This is a genomic window from Nocardiopsis halotolerans DSM 44410, assembly GCF_000341065.1.
Taxonomy (GTDB): Bacteria; Actinomycetota; Actinomycetes; order Streptosporangiales; family Streptosporangiaceae; genus Nocardiopsis; species Nocardiopsis halotolerans.
The window spans coordinates 1-16,889 of the sequence record NZ_ANAX01000089.1 but is presented as its reverse complement, the minus strand read 5'-3'; the positions used below and the strand labels follow the sequence as shown (position 1 = coordinate 16,889).

General features: G+C 70.2%; 13 protein-coding genes, 2 tRNA genes and 1 pseudogene. 14 read left to right on the top strand and 2 right to left on the bottom strand.

Annotated features, from left to right (window positions below; genetic code table 11):
* Positions 1 to 872, bottom strand: an 872-nt coding sequence (locus D455_RS0107005) for a MurR/RpiR family transcriptional regulator (RefSeq protein ID WP_040684619.1), incomplete at its 3' end; no start/stop codon positions are given.
* Positions 873 to 1,072: 200 nt separating this feature from the next.
* Between D455_RS0107005 and D455_RS0107000 the strand changes: the two genes are divergently transcribed.
* From D455_RS0107000 to D455_RS0106975, 6 genes are all read left to right on the top strand, one after another.
* Positions 1,073 to 3,070: an AfsR/SARP family transcriptional regulator gene (locus D455_RS0107000; protein ID WP_017570035.1), complete on the top strand. Its 1,998-nt coding sequence runs from the start codon at positions 1,073 to 1,075 to the stop codon at positions 3,068 to 3,070.
* A gap of 157 nt (positions 3,071 to 3,227) precedes the next feature.
* Positions 3,228 to 3,413, top strand: coding sequence for a hypothetical protein (locus tag D455_RS0106995; protein WP_017570034.1), 186 nt, complete (start codon positions 3,228 to 3,230; stop codon positions 3,411 to 3,413).
* 140 nt (positions 3,414 to 3,553) lie between these two features.
* Positions 3,554 to 3,627, top strand: a tRNA-Lys gene (locus tag D455_RS0106990).
* Positions 3,628 to 3,798: 171 nt separating this feature from the next.
* Positions 3,799 to 3,872 (top strand) — tRNA-Lys (locus D455_RS0106985).
* A gap of 543 nt (positions 3,873 to 4,415) precedes the next feature.
* Positions 4,416 to 4,844: a septum formation family protein gene (locus tag D455_RS29540; protein WP_017570033.1), complete on the top strand. Its 429-nt coding sequence runs from the start codon at positions 4,416 to 4,418 to the stop codon at positions 4,842 to 4,844.
* A 213-nt stretch (positions 4,845 to 5,057) separates the two neighbouring features.
* Positions 5,058 to 5,654 carry a septum formation family protein gene (locus D455_RS0106975; RefSeq protein WP_017570032.1) on the top strand — a complete coding sequence of 199 codons (597 nt, stop codon included), beginning with the start codon at positions 5,058 to 5,060 and terminating at the stop codon, positions 5,652 to 5,654.
* Between the two features lie 205 nt (positions 5,655 to 5,859).
* Here D455_RS0106975 and D455_RS0106970 read toward each other — a convergent pair whose 3' ends face one another.
* Positions 5,860 to 7,506 (bottom strand): alpha/beta fold hydrolase, encoded by a 1,647-nt coding sequence (locus D455_RS0106970; RefSeq protein WP_026122395.1) that lies wholly within the window; start codon positions 7,504 to 7,506, stop codon positions 5,860 to 5,862.
* A gap of 334 nt (positions 7,507 to 7,840) precedes the next feature.
* Here D455_RS0106970 and D455_RS0106965 point away from each other — a divergent pair, with 334 nt between their 5' ends.
* The 8 genes and pseudogenes from D455_RS0106965 to D455_RS29535 form a co-directional block, all read left to right on the top strand.
* The gene (locus tag D455_RS0106965; protein WP_017570030.1) at positions 7,841 to 8,929 is read left to right on the top strand and encodes an ABC transporter permease; all 1,089 of its coding nucleotides are present in this window, start codon (positions 7,841 to 7,843) and stop codon (positions 8,927 to 8,929) included.
* Positions 8,930 to 8,941: 12 nt separating this feature from the next.
* Positions 8,942 to 9,817, top strand: coding sequence for an ABC transporter permease (locus D455_RS0106960; protein WP_017570029.1), 876 nt, complete (start codon positions 8,942 to 8,944; stop codon positions 9,815 to 9,817).
* Between the two features lie 6 nt (positions 9,818 to 9,823).
* On the top strand, positions 9,824 to 10,885 hold the full coding sequence (locus D455_RS0106955) for an ABC transporter ATP-binding protein (RefSeq protein ID WP_017570028.1): 1,062 nt from the start codon (positions 9,824 to 9,826) through the stop codon (positions 10,883 to 10,885).
* Complete coding sequence (locus D455_RS0106950) at positions 10,878 to 11,924, top strand: ABC transporter ATP-binding protein (RefSeq protein WP_026122394.1); 1,047 nt, start codon at positions 10,878 to 10,880, stop codon at positions 11,922 to 11,924. The genes D455_RS0106955 and D455_RS0106950 overlap by 8 nt, the downstream gene beginning before the upstream one ends.
* Positions 11,925 to 11,928: 4 nt before the next feature.
* Positions 11,929 to 12,117, top strand: a complete 189-nt coding sequence (locus tag D455_RS0106945; RefSeq protein ID WP_017570026.1) for a hypothetical protein — start codon at positions 11,929 to 11,931, stop codon at positions 12,115 to 12,117.
* Complete coding sequence (locus D455_RS0106940; RefSeq protein WP_017570025.1) at positions 12,114 to 13,919, top strand: ABC transporter substrate-binding protein; 1,806 nt, start codon at positions 12,114 to 12,116, stop codon at positions 13,917 to 13,919. The genes D455_RS0106945 and D455_RS0106940 overlap by 4 nt, the downstream gene beginning before the upstream one ends.
* 731 nt (positions 13,920 to 14,650) lie before the next feature.
* A complete protein-coding gene (gene ccrA, locus D455_RS0106935; protein WP_017570024.1) occupies positions 14,651 to 15,895 on the top strand; it encodes a crotonyl-CoA carboxylase/reductase in 1,245 nt (414 codons plus the stop codon).
* A 620-nt stretch (positions 15,896 to 16,515) separates the two neighbouring features.
* Positions 16,516 to 16,889 (top strand): annotated as a pseudogene (locus D455_RS29535) (ATP-binding protein); the annotation flags it as partial.

Sequence of the window (16,889 nt, the reverse complement as noted above, 5' to 3'; positions counted from 1 at the left end):
CGGCTGTCGGTGTAGCGGCTCTGCGCCAGTCCCACGAACAGGCAGTCCACCACGGTCAGCTGGGCGAGCCTGCTCGCCGTGGCCCCCGACCGGAAGGTGGTCTCGCGGGCCGCGGTGGTCAGCACGTGGTCGGCGAACCCGATCGACGACCGGGGGAAGTTGGTGATGGCGACGGTCCGCGCGCCCCGCCTGCCCGCCTCCGACAGCGCCTGCACCGTGTCTATGGTCGTTCCGCTGTGGGAGATGCCGATCGCCACGTCGCGCTCGTCCAGCAGCGCCGCGCTGGTCAGCATCACGTGCGCGTCCGACCACGCGAACGAGGTCAGGCCGATCCGGTGCAGCTTCTGCTGGAGGTCGGCGCCGACGAACGCGCTCGCACCCACCCCGTACACGTCGATGCGCCGCGCGCCCGCCATCGTGTCGATGACCGTGCGCAGCACCTCGGTGTCCAGGGAGGCGCCGGTCTCCTCCACCGCGCGTGCGTCGGTGTAGGCGATCTTCTGGACCACCGTGACGAGGGTGTCGTCGGGGTTGATGTCGCTCGACAGCTCCGGCGACCCGGAGCGGGCGCCCCGCGCCTGCCCCGCCTCGGTGGCCAGGGCCAGCCGCAGTTCCCGGTAGCCGCTGAAGTCGATGGTGCGGCAGAACCGGATCACCGTGGCCTCGGAGGTGGCGCAGTCCTTGGCGAGCTGGGTGATGGAGGAGGCGGCGGCCCGCTCGGGGTCGTCGACGACGTGCTGGGCGACCCGCCGTTCGGCGGGCGCGAGGGAGGGCAGCAACGACCGGATGCGCAGCACCGTCGTGGGGACGGGCGGCGCGGAGACGTCGCCCGTCCCCGCTCGGTCGCCCGCAGGCTTCGGAATTTCCGCCATGGAGGAAAGTTTCTTTCGGTCGTGGTGAAGAGTCAACGAAGGGATGGGAAAAAGCGGGAGAATCCAGGATTCCAAGGGACGGCCGCAGCGGCAAGTGGCGGGGGCCTGATTGCGATATCCCAGCTCAGACGGCACCCTTGGGGCCAAGGGGGCGCCGCGGTCCACCTGCTCGCACGCGCGCTCCGCAGGGGGGATGTGCTGTGTCGCTGAGCGACCCGGCGAGGCGGTGGCGCGACACGGCCGCCCAGGCCCGCGAGGGCGCGGCCGGACGTGCCGCCCGCGGGCTCCGTGTCGGACTGCTCGGGCAGTTCGGCGTCGAGATGGACGGGGTTCCGCTGCGCCTGCGCGGTGACAAGCGCCGTGCTCTGCTCGCCACGCTCCTACTCAACACCGGACGCACCGTCCCCACCGGGTACCTCATCGAACGGGTCTGGGAGACCCCGCCCGCCCCTTCCGCGCGCAGCGCCCTCCAGGTGCACGTGACCCGCCTCCGGGCCATCCTCGACCAGCACTGCGGCACCCCGCTCATCACGGGCGGCGACGGAGGCTACCGGGTCGACCTCACCGAGGAGCAGTGCGACCTGCTGCGCTTCCGCTCCCTGGTCCGCCGCGCCGACGAGGCGGCCCGGACGGCCTCCGACAACCGGGCCGACAACCAGACCGACGATCCCGGCGGTTCCGAGGAACCCGAGGACGGCACCGCCGTGGACCCCTCCCTCCGGGCCGACCTGATCATCCGCGCGCTGGGGCTGTGGCGGGGCCCCGTCCTGGCCGACATCGTCAGCCCCGTCCTGCACGAGCGCGACGTCCCCGCCCTGAACGAGGAACTCCTCCGGGCCGCCGAGGAGGGGTTCGGCGCCGCCCTGGCCCGCGGCGACCACGAACGGGTGGCCGACCAGATCGGCCCCATCGCCACCGACCACCCCGAACGCGAACCCCTCATCCGCGTCCAGATGACCGCCCTCTACCGCAGCGGGCGCCCCAGCGAGGCCCTGCGCGTGTACGCCCGCACCCGGGACACGCTGGCCAGGCACCTGGGGGCGGACCCCGGGCGCGAACTCCAGGAGACCTTCCACGGCATCCTGCGCGGCGACCTCGACCACGGTCCCGACCGCGCCCCGCGCACCCGCGTCCCGCGCCAGCGCGCCTCCGTGGAGGCCCGCTCCCACACCGGCCCCGGCACCACCGAACGGGGAACCCGGCCGGGCGCCGAACCGGACACCGGAGCAGGCGACCCGCCGGGCACCGGCGCGGAGCCCGCGGGGACGGGGGAGAACCGGCGGGGCGAGGCCGCTGACACGGGCGGCGGTCCGGTCCACGCGCCCGCGCGGGTGTCGGCCGCCCTCGCTCCGGCCGAACTCCCCGCCGCGCCCGCCGTCCTGGTGGGCCGTGACGAGGCCCTGACCGAACTGGACCGGTTGGTCGACCCGTGCGGCACCGCACCCGGCGGCGCCCTGGTGCGCGGCCCCGCCGGTGCGGGCGCCAGCGCACTCGTCCTGAGCTGGGCGCACGCGGTCGCGGCCCACTTCCCCGACGGACAGCTCTACGTCGACCTCCGCGGTGAGGACGGGACCCCGCGCGACCCGGCCGAGGTGCTGCGCCGCCTGGTGCGCTCCCTGTCCACCGGCGCCCGAGGCACCGAGACCATGGACACCGGGGAGTCGGCCGCGCGCGTCCGCACGCTCCTGGCCCGCCGACGTGTCCTGCTGGTCCTGGACAACGCGGCCTCGGTCCGCCAGGTACGCCCCCTGCTGCCCGGGAGCCCCGGCTGCGCGGCGGTGGTCACCAGCCGGTACTGGCTGACCGACCTGCTGGTGCGCGACGGTCTGCGGTCCCTGCCGGTGGGACCGCTGACCCCCGGCGCGGCGATGGACCTGCTGCGCACGCAGGCGGGACAGGACCGGGGCGCGGAACGGGCGCTGCGCCGCATCGCCCACCTCGCCGGATACCTGCCCCTGCCGCTGCGGATGGCGGTGGTCTGGCTCGACACCCACCCCGACCGGTCCGCCGCCGAGCTGGTGCGTCGCCTGGAGGGGGTGGACCCGGCGCGCGGGAGCACGCCCACGGCCCGGATGGCCGCTGTGCTGCGCGCCGGGCCCGGGGAGGCGCGAAACGGCCGCGGGGAAGTACCGGCCGCGTCCCACCCTCCCGACACGAGTGTCGAACAGGGGTCTTACGTTCGGCTTTCACCGAGGTGAGAAGTGGTTTCCCGACCGTTGGCGGGGGTGTGCGCCGGAACACGGAGAGCGTTGTCCCAGCGCACGGCGGGGAAGAGAACCAAGAGCGGGTCGTGGGATGGGATGGATATGACCACGGGGGTCCTCATCACTCACATGAGTCGCTAGTGTCAACCCCATGACACAGAACAACGAGCCCAACATGGACCCTGCGGGGACCACCCAGCACTTCCGCCGCTTCGTCGACGAGAACCCGGCCCCCGAGGAGCCCGCGCGCCGCCCGATCATGCCGCTCGTGCTGGCGGGTGTCGGCGTGCTCCTGGTCATCGCCATCATCGTCGCGCTGGTCCTGGCCTTCGCCTAGGGCAGCCCCTCCCGTGGGACCGCACGGTGCTGGACCGGCCCCGGCCGGTCCGGAAACGGTTCGCGGGCCCCCTGACGTCCTGCTAGAGTTGGGGCCGTCGCCAGGGCGCGGTCCCCGAGACCAGCCCCGGTGGGCGACGGGCGCCATTAGCTCAGTTGGTCAGAGCAGCTGACTCTTAATCAGCGGGTCCGGGGTTCGAGTCCCTGATGGCGCACAACGCGACGGCCCCGGGCGAGGACGCTTCCTCCCCGGGGCCGTTCCCGTGTCCGGCCCGGGCGCGCCCGGTGGCGTGCACCACACCAGGCCGTTTCGGTTCTGGAGCACTCCGCGAGTCCGGTAGAGTTGAACACGTCGCCGAGGCCGAGAGGCCGGGCGGTGAACACAGGCGTCATTAGCTCAGTTGGTCAGAGCAGCTGACTCTTAATCAGCGGGTCCGGGGTTCGAGTCCCTGATGACGCACACAGGACGAGGGTCCGGTCGGTCACGACCGGGCCTTCGTGCTTTCCGGGGAAATTCTCGGTGAATCCCTCCGCTCCCGCGCACCCCGTTCCGGCGGTTCGACGGTGTCCTTTCGGATCATTATCACGGTGGGTGACCGACCCGGAGTGAACGGGAACCCCCACCAGAGCCGGGTTCCCGGATTTCCGTGCGTACGAGGTGTCACTTTCCGTAACGGTCGGAGAGAAAACAGCGCGGACATGTGAAACCGGAAGACCGTCGCGGGCATCTGATCTGCTGGTCCACACCCACGACCTCCAGGATGGAGTGCGGACCGGAAAAACTGTGGGTGCGGAGGGTGGTGATGTCTTTGCCCTTCGTTGCCGTCACAGATCAGATTGACATAAACCCCCAGGTAGTGAATCGTTATCGTCTCGCCACCCTTCTCCCCGTGGCGATCACCATGAGTAACTTTCGGAGTATCCCCATGTCGAAACTCTCCCCCCTCCTGCGCACAGCCGGTGTGTCGGCACTCGCCGTGGGATCCGTGTNTGCGGCGCCATCGTGTCCGCCATCGCCGGTGCCGCCGGCGGCGCCAGTGGTTCGGGTGAGAACAACGTGATGCAGCTCGGCGTCGGCGACTGCTTCATCGAGGCCCAGATGGGCACCTCGATGTCCGAGGAGGTCAGCGAGATTCCGCTGGTCGACTGTGCCCAGGAGCACGACTCGGAGATCTTCTACTCCCACGAGATGGCGGACGGCGAGTACCCGGGTGACGAAGCCGTCTCCACGGAGGCGCAGGAGGTCTGCCGAGGTGAGAACTTCGTCAACTTCATCGGCGTCACCTACGCCGAGTCGGAGATCTTCGCCTATTTCCTGACCCCGACCCAGGAGGGCTGGGAGCAGATGAACGACCGCGAGATCCTCTGCTACGTCACCACCTCCGAGACCGGGGACATGGTCACCGGCACCCTTGCGGGCGCCAACCGCTGACCCTCCCGGGCCCGCGGAGGCCTTGTCCCGCCTTCGCCTTCTCTCGCATCCCTTACCTGGGGAAACACGCGTCGCGCAGTACCCAGGTCACACAAAAATCTGATTCGTCCAGACCTGGGGTGAAACCTTCCGTGGGTCCCATGCATCTGGATAGTTGTCGCCGATTCCATCCCCCACGTCGGCATGAACACCTAACGATCCAGTGGAGTCTTCATGTTCGCAACGCGCCGTCCCCTCTTCGGTCGTGTCGTCCTCGGGACCCTGGCCGTCGGCGCCACCACCCTGGCCGCCACCGGCTGCGGCCTGCCCCTGCTTCCCCCCGCCCTCACCGGCGGCGGTGGTGAGACCGTCGCTCCGGAGCCCACGGACACCGCCGCGCCGACCACCGGGACGGAGACCACCGAGCCCGTGGAGACCGAGACGGACCAGCCCGCCGGTCCCGAGGACGCGGACGTCTTCTCCCTCACCGTCGGCGACTGCCTGAACGAGATGAGCAGCTCGTCGGATGGGGTCTCCGAGGTGCCCAAGATCGACTGCTCGGAGCCGCACGACTACGAGGTCTACCACGCGGAGGACATCCAGGCGTCCGAGTACCCGGGCGATGACCAGGTCAACCAGATGGCCGAGGGCATCTGCCGCGACGCGTTCGATGGGTTCGTCGGTATCCCCTACCCGGAATCCGCTCTGTACCACACGCAGTTGACCCCCACCGAGGACGGCTGGACCCGGCTCAACGACCGCGAGGTCCTCTGCCTGATCTACGAACCGGACACTCAGGTCACCGGCTCGCTGGAGGGCTCGGCCTACTAGGGAACTCCCCGGTGAGCGCGCACGACGCGGCCGCACCGGCCGTCGTCCGCGGCCACCCGGTCGGGTGACCGCGAACCCGGTGACGTCGTACCGTGGCCCTTGCCCCCACGGCGGGTCCGGGAAGCGGCGATACCCCTCCCCCGTAGACGCGCGAAACGGCCCACACCACCCCTTCCGGTGGTGTGGGCCGTCGCCGTTGACGGGGTCAGATCCCCAGGGCGCTCGGAACGGACTCGTGCCTCAGGGGTGCGAACTCCTCGGACTCCAGCTCCGGCTCGGCCTCGGTCAGCACCTCCGGGGCCATCTCCGCCGGAGGACGGCCCTGGCAGGTGAGGTCCTCGGGGCTCCTCCCCTCCACCAGGTAGGCGTCCACCGCGTCGACCACGCAGTCCAGGCCCCCGGCGACGCCGGGAAGGTAGAAGCCGTGTCCACCGGAACCCGCGACGGTGAGCAGGGCGCTGTCCAACCGCTCGGCCATGGCCACACCACCCTCGTAGTAGGTGTTGGCGTCGAACTCACCGGCGATGACCAGGGCCTCGGCGTAGCCGTCGCGCTCCAGCTCCACCGGGGGCTCGGGCTGGTCGAGGGTGCCGAAGGTGCACGGTTGGGGAACGGCCCAGAAGGCACCGCTTCCGTACGGGTGCTCCTCCCGGTACTCCCGCGCGTCCGCGTGGTACCGGCTGACGCGGTCGGGCCACTCCGCCTCGCACAGGACCGCCGTCTGGAGGCCGACGGTGGAGGTCTCCCGCTCGACCGGGGCGAAGAGGCTGAGCGCCGCGAACTCCTCGGGCACGGGCTGGTCGTTGACGAGGAACCACAGGTAGGTGCCGTAGACGTCCCAGGCGTACTGGAAGCGTGAGTGGTAGCCCACCTCCATGTCGAACATGTGGTTGTCGTAGAGCTCCACCGCGGGGTGCTCCTGGCTCGGCTCCTCGCGCAGTCGTGCGGAGGCCGCGTCGATGGTCGCGTACACCTCCTCCCGCGTCGTCCCGAACCCGAAGGCGTCGTCGTGCTCCGCGAGCCACGCGGTGTACCGGTCCATGTTGGCGCTGTAGGCGGGTGCCTGGCCCAGGAAGACGTCGCGCCAGATGCCGTCGGGGCCCACCGCCGAGTCCAGCACGCTGCGGTCCAGCCGCTCGGGGAACAGGCTGCCGTAGACCGCGCCCAGGTAGGTGCCGTAGGAGTAGCCCAGGTAGTTGAGCTTCTCCTCGCCCAGCGCGGCCCGGATGACATCCATGTCCCGGGCGGTGTTGGCGGTGGTCATGTGCGTGAGCAGGTCGCCGTACTCCTGCTCGCAGGAGCGCTGGTAGGTGATCGCGGCCCGGGTGGCGTCGGAGATCTCCGCGTCGGTCGGGCGCGGGTACAGGGGCGGGGGCGTGGCCTCGCAGACGATCCGGGGTGAGGAGCCGCCGGTGCCGCGCGGGTCCATGCCGATGACGTCGTACACCTCGGCTGCCCGCGTGGTGCCGAGGAACCCGGTGCCCGTCCGCGGGTCCAGCGGAAGGGGCATGTAGCGCCCGTGCCCGCCCGGGCCTCCGGGGTTGGTGAGCAGGATGCCGCGCCGCCGCTCGGGGTCGCTGGCCCGCGCGCGGCTGATGGCCACGGTGATGCGCTCACCGTCGGGGTCGGAGTAGTCGAGCGGGACCTCGACGTCGGCGCACTCCAGGCCCTGGAGCGCCTCCTCCGTGCAGGGCGCCCACTCCAGTTCCTGGTCGTGGAACTCGGCGAGTGCGGGATCGGTGGCGGGGGAGTCCTGGGGGTCGGCGGCGGCCGGGGAGGCCGCCGCGAGGGACGCGGCCAGGGCTGTCACGAGGACACCCGAGGCCATGGTGGTCGCGCGTGCTGTGCGCACGGGGGTCGCCTCCGCGTTCTCGGCCCGCTCTGGGGGATGGGGGAGCGGGGTCACGTACATCGGAGACGCAACCGTACGAATCGCCCGAGTGGCCACAACACCAACAAAAGTCATGTGTGTGCGGAAGTGGCCGGATGCGGCCATCTCTTGGGCGTACTTATGTGCCGGTTTATCGATTTTTGTTCGTTTTGTGATGCCGATCATGTCGCGCGTAAGACGCCGTTTGGTCACGAAGGTGGTCTGGACCACAGGGGACGGGCTACGGTGAATCCTCTATTAGGAAACTTTCCTAATAAAAACGGAGTTCCCCTGCCGTACCTCCCTAAGGAGCCCCGTGGCCACCGACATCGCGGCCTCCCCACCGCCGCACTCCGGGAAGCGCGCGCCGGCCCGCACCGACGCGCCCTCCTCCCTGCCCCTCCGGATCTGGCGCCACCACGCCCTCGTCAAGGCCCGCAAGGCCGTCGTCGTGGTGTTCGTCGTCGCCAACGTGACCTTCCTCCTCGCCCGCGCCATGCCCGGCGACCCGATCGACGTGATGGCGGGACGCCTCACGCAGGGCGGCATGTCGATGGAGGAGGCCCGCGTCATCGCGATGAACTCGCTGGCCTACGATCCCGACGCCCCGCTGTACCAGCAGTGGTGGGACTTCATGGTCGGCCTGGTCACCCTCGACCTCGGCGAGACCATCACCCGGCCCGGCTTCACCGTCATGGACACGATCGGCGCCTACCTGCCCTGGACCCTGTTCAGCATCGGCGTCGGCACCGTCATCGCCATCGTCCTCGGTCTGGCCCTCGGCATGGTGATGGCCTACCGGCGCAACCGCTTCCTGGACCACGTGCTCAGCGTCCTCGCCTCGGTCCTGGGCGCCATCCCCAACTACCTCATCGCGATGGCCCTGGTCTTCGGCGGCGGCATGTACCTGGGGTGGTTCGACCCCATCGACCTGCGCGGCACGACCAGCCCCGGCGTCCAGCCCGGTCTCACCGCGGAGTTCGTCGGTGACGCCCTCTACCACGCGGGCCTGCCGATCCTCACCTACGTACTCGCGATCATCGGCACCTGGATGCTCATCATGAAGGCCTCCACCACCGAGGTGCTCAGCGAGGACTACGTGACCGTCGCCCGGGCCCGCGGGCTGCGCGACCACCGCATCGCCGTCTCCTACGTCGGGCGCAACGCGGTCCTGCCCCTGGTCGCCCAGATCGCCATCTCCTTCGGCACCCTCGTCGGCGGCGCGATCTTCGTCGAGCAGGTCCTGGTCTACAAGGGCGTCGGCGGTCTGCTCCTGGACGCCGTCAACTACCGCGACTACCCGCTCCTCCAGGGACTGCTCGTCATCATCACCACGTGCGTGGTGGCCGCCAACCTCGTCGCCGACCTGCTCTACAGCCGCCTCGACCCGCGTATCCGCGCGTAGGAGCCAACCGGAATGGCCGTCAACACCACCGCAGCCCCCGGGGTCTGGGGCGCCATCTGGCAGGGCATCACCCGCAGCACCAGCGGGTTCGTCGGCCTCTGCCTGGTCATCGGCGTCCTGCTCTTCTCCTTCGTGGGGCCGCTGATCATCGACCACCACAACCCCACCGACGTCACCGCGATCTGGGGACCGATCACCTCCGAGCACTGGCTCGGCACCAACCACCAGGGCAAGGACACCTTCACCCAGCTCGTGCTGGGCGGACGCGAACCCATCCTGGTCGGCTTCGCCGCCGCCCTGATCACCGTGGCCATCGCCGTCGTCCTCGGCGGAGTCGCCGGATACGTGCGCGGACGCGTCGACCACTTCCTGCTCCAGCTCACCGACGTCACGATGACCATCCCGTTCATCGTCCTGATGCTGGTCATCGCGTCGTTCTACAGCACCTCCTCGCCGCTGGTGGTCTCCTTCATCATCGGTCTGGTCACCTGGCCCTACCTCATGCGCTCCATCCGCGCCCAGGTGCTCACGCTCAGGGAACGCGAGTTCGTCGAGGCCGCCCGGCTCCAGGACCTGGGCACCGCGCGCATCCTCTTCGTCGAGGTGCTGCCCAACATGGCGGGCTACATCTTCATCAACTTCATCATCGCCGTCACCAACGCGATCTACGCCGTGGTCGGCATGTACCTGCTCGGCCTGCTGCCCAGCACCTCCGACAACTGGGGCCTGATGATCCAGCAGGCCTGGAACAACAACGCGTTCCTCCTGCCCCAGGCCGCGCCCTTCCTCATCGCCCCGATGGTGATGATCATGCTCTTCCAGATCGGACTGGTCACCATGACCCGGTCCCTGGAGCAGGCCCTCAACCCACGACTCCGGGACAGGTGAGCCACCGTGACCGACCACATCGCCGCCACGCCACCCGCCGAGGGGCCCCTGCTCTCCGTCCGCGGTGTCGACGTGGGCTACCGCACCGGCCGCAGGAAGCAGGTCACCGCGGTCCGCGACGTCTCCTTCGACCTCCACCCCGGCCAGTCCATGGCCCTGGTCGGGGAGTCCGGCTGCGGCAAGACCACCCTCGGTCTGGGCCTGCTCCGGCTGCTCCCGCGCACCGGCGTCGTCTCCGCGGGAGAGGTCCTCTTCCGCCGCAAGGACGGCCGCCTCGTCGACGTGCGCACCCTCGCCCGCGAGGACCTGCGCCGCTTCCGATGGAACGAGGCCGCCATGGTCTTCCAGGGCGCCATGAACGCCTTCAACCCCGTGCTGCGGGTGCGCGACCACTTCCTCGACACCTTCCGCGCACACGACGGGGGCCGCGGGTCACGCGCACGGCACCTCGAACGCTCCGCCGAGCTGCTGCGGATGGTCCGGCTCGACCCCGGACGGGTCCTGGACAGCTTCCCCCACGAGCTCTCCGGCGGCATGCGCCAGCGCACCCTCATCGCGCTCGCCCTCGCCCTGAGGCCGCAGCTGCTCATCCTGGACGAGCCCACCACCGCGCTGGACATCCTCACCCAGCGCTCCATCGTCGAACGCCTCGCGGAACTGCGCGAGGAACTGCGCTTCGCGATGGTCTTCATCACCCACGACCTGGGCCTGGCCGCCGAGCTCGCCGACCGCGTCGGCACCATGTACGCGGGCCGGATGATCGAGACCGGCACCACCCGCGACATCTTCCACCGCGCCCGGCACCCCTACACCTCGGCGCTGATCAACTCGGTGCCCCCGGTCACCGGCGACCTCAGGGTCCCCGAGTCCCTGCCCGGGGGACCGCCCAGCCTGTCCGCGCTGCCCCCGGGGTGCTCCTTCGCCCCGCGCTGCAAGCACGCGGTCGAACGGTGCGGGTCCACCCGCCCCACGCTCGACGTGCTCAGGAGCCGCCCCGAGGGGATGAGCCACGCCGCCGCCTGCCTGCGTTCCCACGAACTCTTCGCCGAGGGGGTCACCCGTGATTGACCGGACCGTCCCAGCCACCCAGCGGCCCGGGCCCGCCCACGGCCACGGAACGGGCCCCGGAGACGCGTCGCCGGTGCTCAGCCTCCAGGGCGTGCACCAGGTGTTCCGCACCCCGCGCGGCGACGTCCCCGCCGTCGCCGGGGTCGACCTGGACGTGCGCCCCGGACGGGTGCTGTGCCTGGTCGGGGAGTCCGGCTGCGGCAAGACCACCAGCGCCCGCATGGCCGCGGGACTGGCCGGCCCCGCCCAGGGCTCCGTGCTCTTCCGGGGCAGGGACGTCGCCGGGATGGACCGGCGCGAGAGGAGCGATTTCCGCCGCTCGGTCCAGTTCATCCACCAGGACCCCTACGCCTCACTCAACCCCGTGCGCACCGTCTACTCGACCATCTCGGCGGGGCTGCGCCGCCACGGGCTCGTCGGGGACAGGCGCGAGGCCCGCCGGGTCACCGCCGAACTCCTGGAGCGGGTCGACCTCACCCCGGCCGAGGAGCACCTCGACAAGTACCCGCACCAGATGTCCGGCGGCCAGCGCCAGCGCGTGGCCGTGGCCCGCGCCCTGGCGATGAACCCCGAGGTGATCATCGCCGACGAGTCCACCTCGATGCTGGACGTGTCCATCCGGGTCAGCCTGCTCAACACCCTCGGGAAGCTGAGGGACGAGCTCGGCGTCGGCTTCCTGTTCATCACGCACGACCTGGCCGTGGCCAAGTACTTCGCCTGGGACGGCGAGATCGCCGTCATGTACCTGGGCAGGGTCGTCGAGCACGGACCCACCCCGCGCGTGGTCAACGATCCCCAGCACCCCTACACGAAGGCGCTCATCGACGCCGTCTGCGAGCCGGACCCCGACCTGGCGCACGGCCGGGAGCGGATCCGGCTGCGCAGCTCCGAGATCCCCGAGCTGACGGACCTGCCGCCCGGGTGCGACTTCCACCCGCGCTGCCCCCTCTACGAGCAGGGCGACTGCGACTCCGTCCGCCCGCCGCTGGTGCCCGGCCGCGACCGGCTGCTCGCCTGCCACGTCGTCAACGGGGGATGAGGCCGTGCTCCTCGTCGTCGGCCGTTTCGGACTCCTCGTCGGAGCCTTCCTCACCCTGACCAGCGCCCTCATGGCCGTTCTCACCTCCCCCGGCACAGCCGAGTTCGTCATCAGCGCCCTCACCGTCGTGATCGGCCTGGTCGTGCTCTCCCTCGGTCTGCTCGCCGTCCTACTGGAAAGGAAGCGTCAATGACTCCTCCCACCCCCCACCCCCTGGCGCGGGACCTGAGCCGCAGGCGTCTGCTCCGGACGATCGGCCTCGGCGCGGCGGGCGCCGCCGGTGCCAGCGTGCTGTCCTCCTGCGCGGGCGGCGACACCGGCTCGGGCGGCGCCACGCGGTTCACGGGCGTCTTCGACTTCGACCTGACCGCGCAGACCCGCAACGTCGCCGTGGAGGACGGCGCGCTGCTGATGAACTCGGTGTACGCCGACCTCTTCCTGCCCGCCGGCGCCTTCTACAACTGGGAGACCCACGAGTGGGAGTACCTGATCCTGGAGAGCAGCGTCTGGGAGGGCGACGACCTCCTCGTCACCCTGCGCCCCAACCTCAAGTGGAGTGACGGCACCGACCTGACGGCCGAGGACGTGCACCAGAACTACGCCATCCAGGTTCTGGAGGCGGCCAGCTGGTCGGTGGGCTTCCCGCAGATCACCGAACTGGAGCAGCTGGACGACCTCACCGTCCGCGCGCGCTTCGACGACCCGTTCCCGGGCATCGAGCTCTCGGTCATCAAGCACCGGATCTTCTCCAAGTCCACCTACGGGGACTTCGGGCAGCGCGCGATCGCGATGGTGGCCGACGGCGTCCGCCAGGGCGACCCGGAGCACAACGAGTTCAACGCCGAGTTCATCGAGTTCAACCCCGACACCATCATCACCAGCGGCCCGTACACGTTCGACCAGGCCCAGATGTCGGACGCGCGGATCACCCTGGTGCGCGAGGAGACCGGCTACCAGGGCCAGCAGGTCAACTTCGACGAGGTGGTCGTCCACAAGGGCGACAACCGCCAGGCCTCCCTGCTGATCCAGCAGGGCGAGATCGACTACTCGACCCTGGCCACGTCCGCCGCCGACCAGCAGGCGTTCCAGAGCGTCGAGGGCTTCCGGTGGGTCGAGCACCCGGGCTACGACGGCTGCGGTCTGATGTTCAACTACGCGGCCAAGCCCGAGCTGAAGGACGTGCGGGTGCGCAAGGCGCTCGCGCACCTGCTCGACGGCGACCAGATCGGGCAGGTGGCGCGGGGCGAGGCCTACTCCGCGGTGAAGTACTACTCCGGGATGGTCGACCTCCAGACCGAGCAGGTCTTCAGCGAGGAGGAACTCGCGGACTTCCAGAACTACGGCCAGGACCTGGACCGGGCCACCGAGCTGCTGGAGGAGGCGGGCTGGACCAAGGAGGGCGATGTCTGGCACACCTCGGAGGGCGAACCGGCCAGCTACGAGATCATCGGCGTCGCGGGTTGGGGCGACTTCGAGCTGACCGCCGTCCAGGTGGAGGAGGCCTGGAACGCCTTCGGTATCCAGACGACCGCGCGCAACGTCCCCGCGGACAACCCCTGGGGCATCTGGGCCGCGGGTGACTTCGAGGTGGCCGTGCGCCACTGGGGCAACCCGGAGATCCCCCAGTACTGGGGTGCCTACCAGATGAACTTCCTCGTGGAGAACGCGGGCACCGAGGACGCCCCCGGCCAGTCCTTCGACCTCAGGGTGGAGAGCCCCAGTCAGGGCGAGGTGGACCTGGCCGCCCTCGTGGAGGTGGCCAAGACCGCGCAGACCGAGGAGGAACAGAGGGAGGCCCTGAAGACGATGGGGATCGTCTTCAACGAGCTCCTGCCGCGCATCCCGATCTGGACGTACGAGTACCTGGCCCCGGCCGTGGAGGGGGTCCGGGTGAAGTCCTTCCCCGACGACCACCCCGCGGCCCAGAACCAGATCTACCGGGACAACCACGTCATCCTGTCGCTGATCCAGGGCCTCCTGGAGGCGGCCGGGTAGGTCCCGCGCGTCCGGACCCGCGCCTCCCGGCGGTCCGCGTCCGGACGTGGACGATCCCGCGCGGTGGGCGAAGGGATCACGGGGGCGGAACCGTATGGTTCCGCCCCCGTACGCGTACGCATTCCCCTTCGCCGGGTCGGTGCTCGTTTGTGTCGGTACGGGGAGTGGGAAGGTAGTCCTCAGCCGCATGACGCGGGCGGTGGTGAAGTGCCGCCCGTTGTGCTGGAAACGTCCTTCCGGATGCCCGTATCCGTCTCCGTCAGCATCCCCTCGCCACCCGAGGGTGATCCTGTGGTGTCCGCATGTGTTCACAAAAGGCGGAAAAGTGGTGTATTCCCAGCTCAGGGCTGCTCTGGAGGGGGTGCTGGGAATGGCGGGGGGAGGGAATCACGGGGAATGTAGGAGAAAACCAGGGTCCTTGGTCCTTGAAATTCGGTTCCTGATGTCTTCGCATATGGAATGCGGGAACCCGTCGCCGTCCTTCGCCGGTGGGACGCCGATCCTTTCCGTTCGGGTATTCGGTCAGTCCCTGTTGTGCCTTTCGGGTTTTCGTTCGCGACCGAGAGGGCGCACGTGACCGGCGCCCCCGGCAGCGGACTCCGCGCGGACCCCTCCGGGAGGCCCGGGCGGTGACGCGGGCCCCTCCCCGACCACCCCGGACGGACACCCTCCCAGCCACGCCCCCACCGTCCCGAGAGCCCGGGACGCCCACCCCCGATCTGAGGAGCCCCATGCCCAAGGACCTGTACGACCTCGGTGAGGTCCCCCCGACCGGCCACGTGCCCGCCACCATGCACGCCTTCACCCTCCGGCGGGAGCGCTACGGCCAGCCCCGTGACGCCTTCGCGCACGAGATCGTTCCGGTGCCCGAGATCCCGCCCGGGCACGTCCTCGTCTACACGATGGCCGCGGGCATCAACTACAACGGCGTCTGGGCGGCGGCGGGCCACCCGGCCGACGTCATCTCCATGCGGGAGAAGGCCGGAGCCACCGAGGACTACCACATCGGCGGCTCCGACGGCGCCGGTGTCGTCTGGGCCGTGGGAGAGGGGGTCCACGGCGTCGAGGTCGGCGACCACATCATCGTCTTCCCCGGCCAGTGGGACGTGGACGCCGAGGACATCCGCATGGGCCGTGACCCCATCGCCGCCCGCAGCATGCAGGCGTGGGGCTACGAGAGCAACTTCGGTTCCTTCGGCCAGTTCTGCCTCGTGCGCGACTTCCAGTGCCTGCGCAAGCCCGAGCACCTGCCCTGGCACGTGGTCGGCGGCTTCCTGGTGAGCGCGGCCACCGCCTACCGCCAGCTCTTCGGCTGGGAACCCCACGTGGTCCGCCCTGGCGACCCGGTGCTCATCTGGGGAGGGGCGGGGGGCCTGGGCAGCTCGGCCATCCAACTGGCCCGCCAGGTGGGCGGCAAACCGGTCGCCGTCGTCTCCACGGAGGAGAAGGCGCGGATGTGCCGCGAGCTGGGCGCGGTCGGCACGATCCTGCGCACCGACTTCGACCACTGGGGACGGGTCCCCGACGAGGAGGACACCCAGGCCTACGCCGCCTGGACGCGCGGGGTCCGCGCCTTCGGCAGGCGGTTCTGGGAGGAGCTGGGGGAGCGGCGCTCACCGCGGATCGTGTTCGAGCACACCGGTGCCGACACCCTGCCGACCTCGCTCTACCTGTGCGACAACGCGGGGATGGTGGTCCTGTGCGGAGCCACCTCGGGCTACCGGGCCGACCTGGACCTGCGTTTCCTGTGGATGCGGCTCAAGCGTCTCCAGGGGTCGCACGTCGCCTCCCCGGCGCAGTGCCGGATGGTGATCGACCTCCTCGCGGGCGGCCAGCTCGACCCCTGTGTGACGAGGATCCTGGAGTTCGACGAGATCGGGGAGGCCCACCAGATGATCCGGGACAACGCGCAGCCACCGGGAAACATGTCCGTGCTGGTCAACGCGCGTGCGGGGCAGACGGGCCTGGACGTGTGACGCCGGAGGACCGGGTGACTGACCCCTGGCCGGAAACAGACAGGGATTCATAAATCTCACAAAAGCATCTGGGGTCACGGCACCTCATCTGCGGTGTTCCCGCACGTCAGGTGTGCTCCCCCAGGTGCTTTTTCGGTGCTTCCCCGATTCGTCTGCCAAGGCCGTCGACCTTTGTTAGTCTGACGAACCGAACGACGGTTCTCGGTGGAAGTACAGAAATTGTGCGGGGGCATGGATGCTTGTCGCCGGATGCGGTGTCGTACCCGTCCGGCCCCCGTTCGTGCGGGGGTGCTCCGCTTCCGCCGAGACGTTCCTCCGGCGTACGGGGCACCCCGGCTGCCACGCGGGGTTCCCACACGGCCCCCGAGACGGCCACCTCCCAGGTCAGGGCGGTGGTGCGGGGCCGCCGTCGACCCGCCCACCTGATTCGAGGAGACGAGATTGTGGCAGAGGCGCCGTCGCCGCGAGACAGTTCCGCCCCGCGTCCTCGCGGGGACGGGGCTCGACGATCGACGGATGACGGGCACGGAGCCAGAAGAGAGGGACGGTTCCGTCGGGCCATCTCCCGTATGGTCAGAGCCCAGGAACCCCCCTCACCGGAGACCCAGCAAGGAAATCCCGTGCATGATCCCGTGCATCCGCACTCGCAGAACTCCGGCCGTACGTCGGACCGGGACAGCGGCCAGCGCAAGGCCGGGAGCTCTCCCGAGCCCGGCGTGACGGAACGCGGCGGCGACACCGTGCCGCCCGCCACCGGGCCCTTCTCCGGCTCCGCCGAGAACGGGTACCGCCCCTCCTCCAGGGTGAGCGTTCCCAACCCCTACACCACCCGGCGGGTGAACGTCGACGACGTCGACACCGGGGCCACCCCGGTCGGCCAGTGGCGCGGCGTGGGCCTGGACGAGCCCGAACCGCGTACCCCGCCCATCACCGCCACCACGGAGACCATGACTGACACCTCCTCGACAGAGCGCGCGGAGCGGCCGGAGGCCCC

Bases quoted from the DNA above. Each gene is read 5' to 3' on its own strand.
- D455_RS0106995 (WP_017570034.1), top strand. From the start codon at position 3,228: ATGACACAGAACAACGAGCCCAACATGGACCCTGCGGGGACCACCCAG.
- D455_RS0106975 (WP_017570032.1), top strand. From the start codon at position 5,058: ATGTTCGCAACGCGCCGTCCCCTCTTCGGTCGTGTCGTCCTCGGGACC.
- ccrA (WP_017570024.1), top strand. From the start codon at position 14,651: ATGCCCAAGGACCTGTACGACCTCGGTGAGGTCCCCCCGACCGGCCAC.
- D455_RS0106960 (WP_017570029.1), top strand. From the start codon at position 8,942: ATGGCCGTCAACACCACCGCAGCCCCCGGGGTCTGGGGCGCCATCTGG.
- D455_RS0106940 (WP_017570025.1), top strand. From the start codon at position 12,114: ATGACTCCTCCCACCCCCCACCCCCTGGCGCGGGACCTGAGCCGCAGG.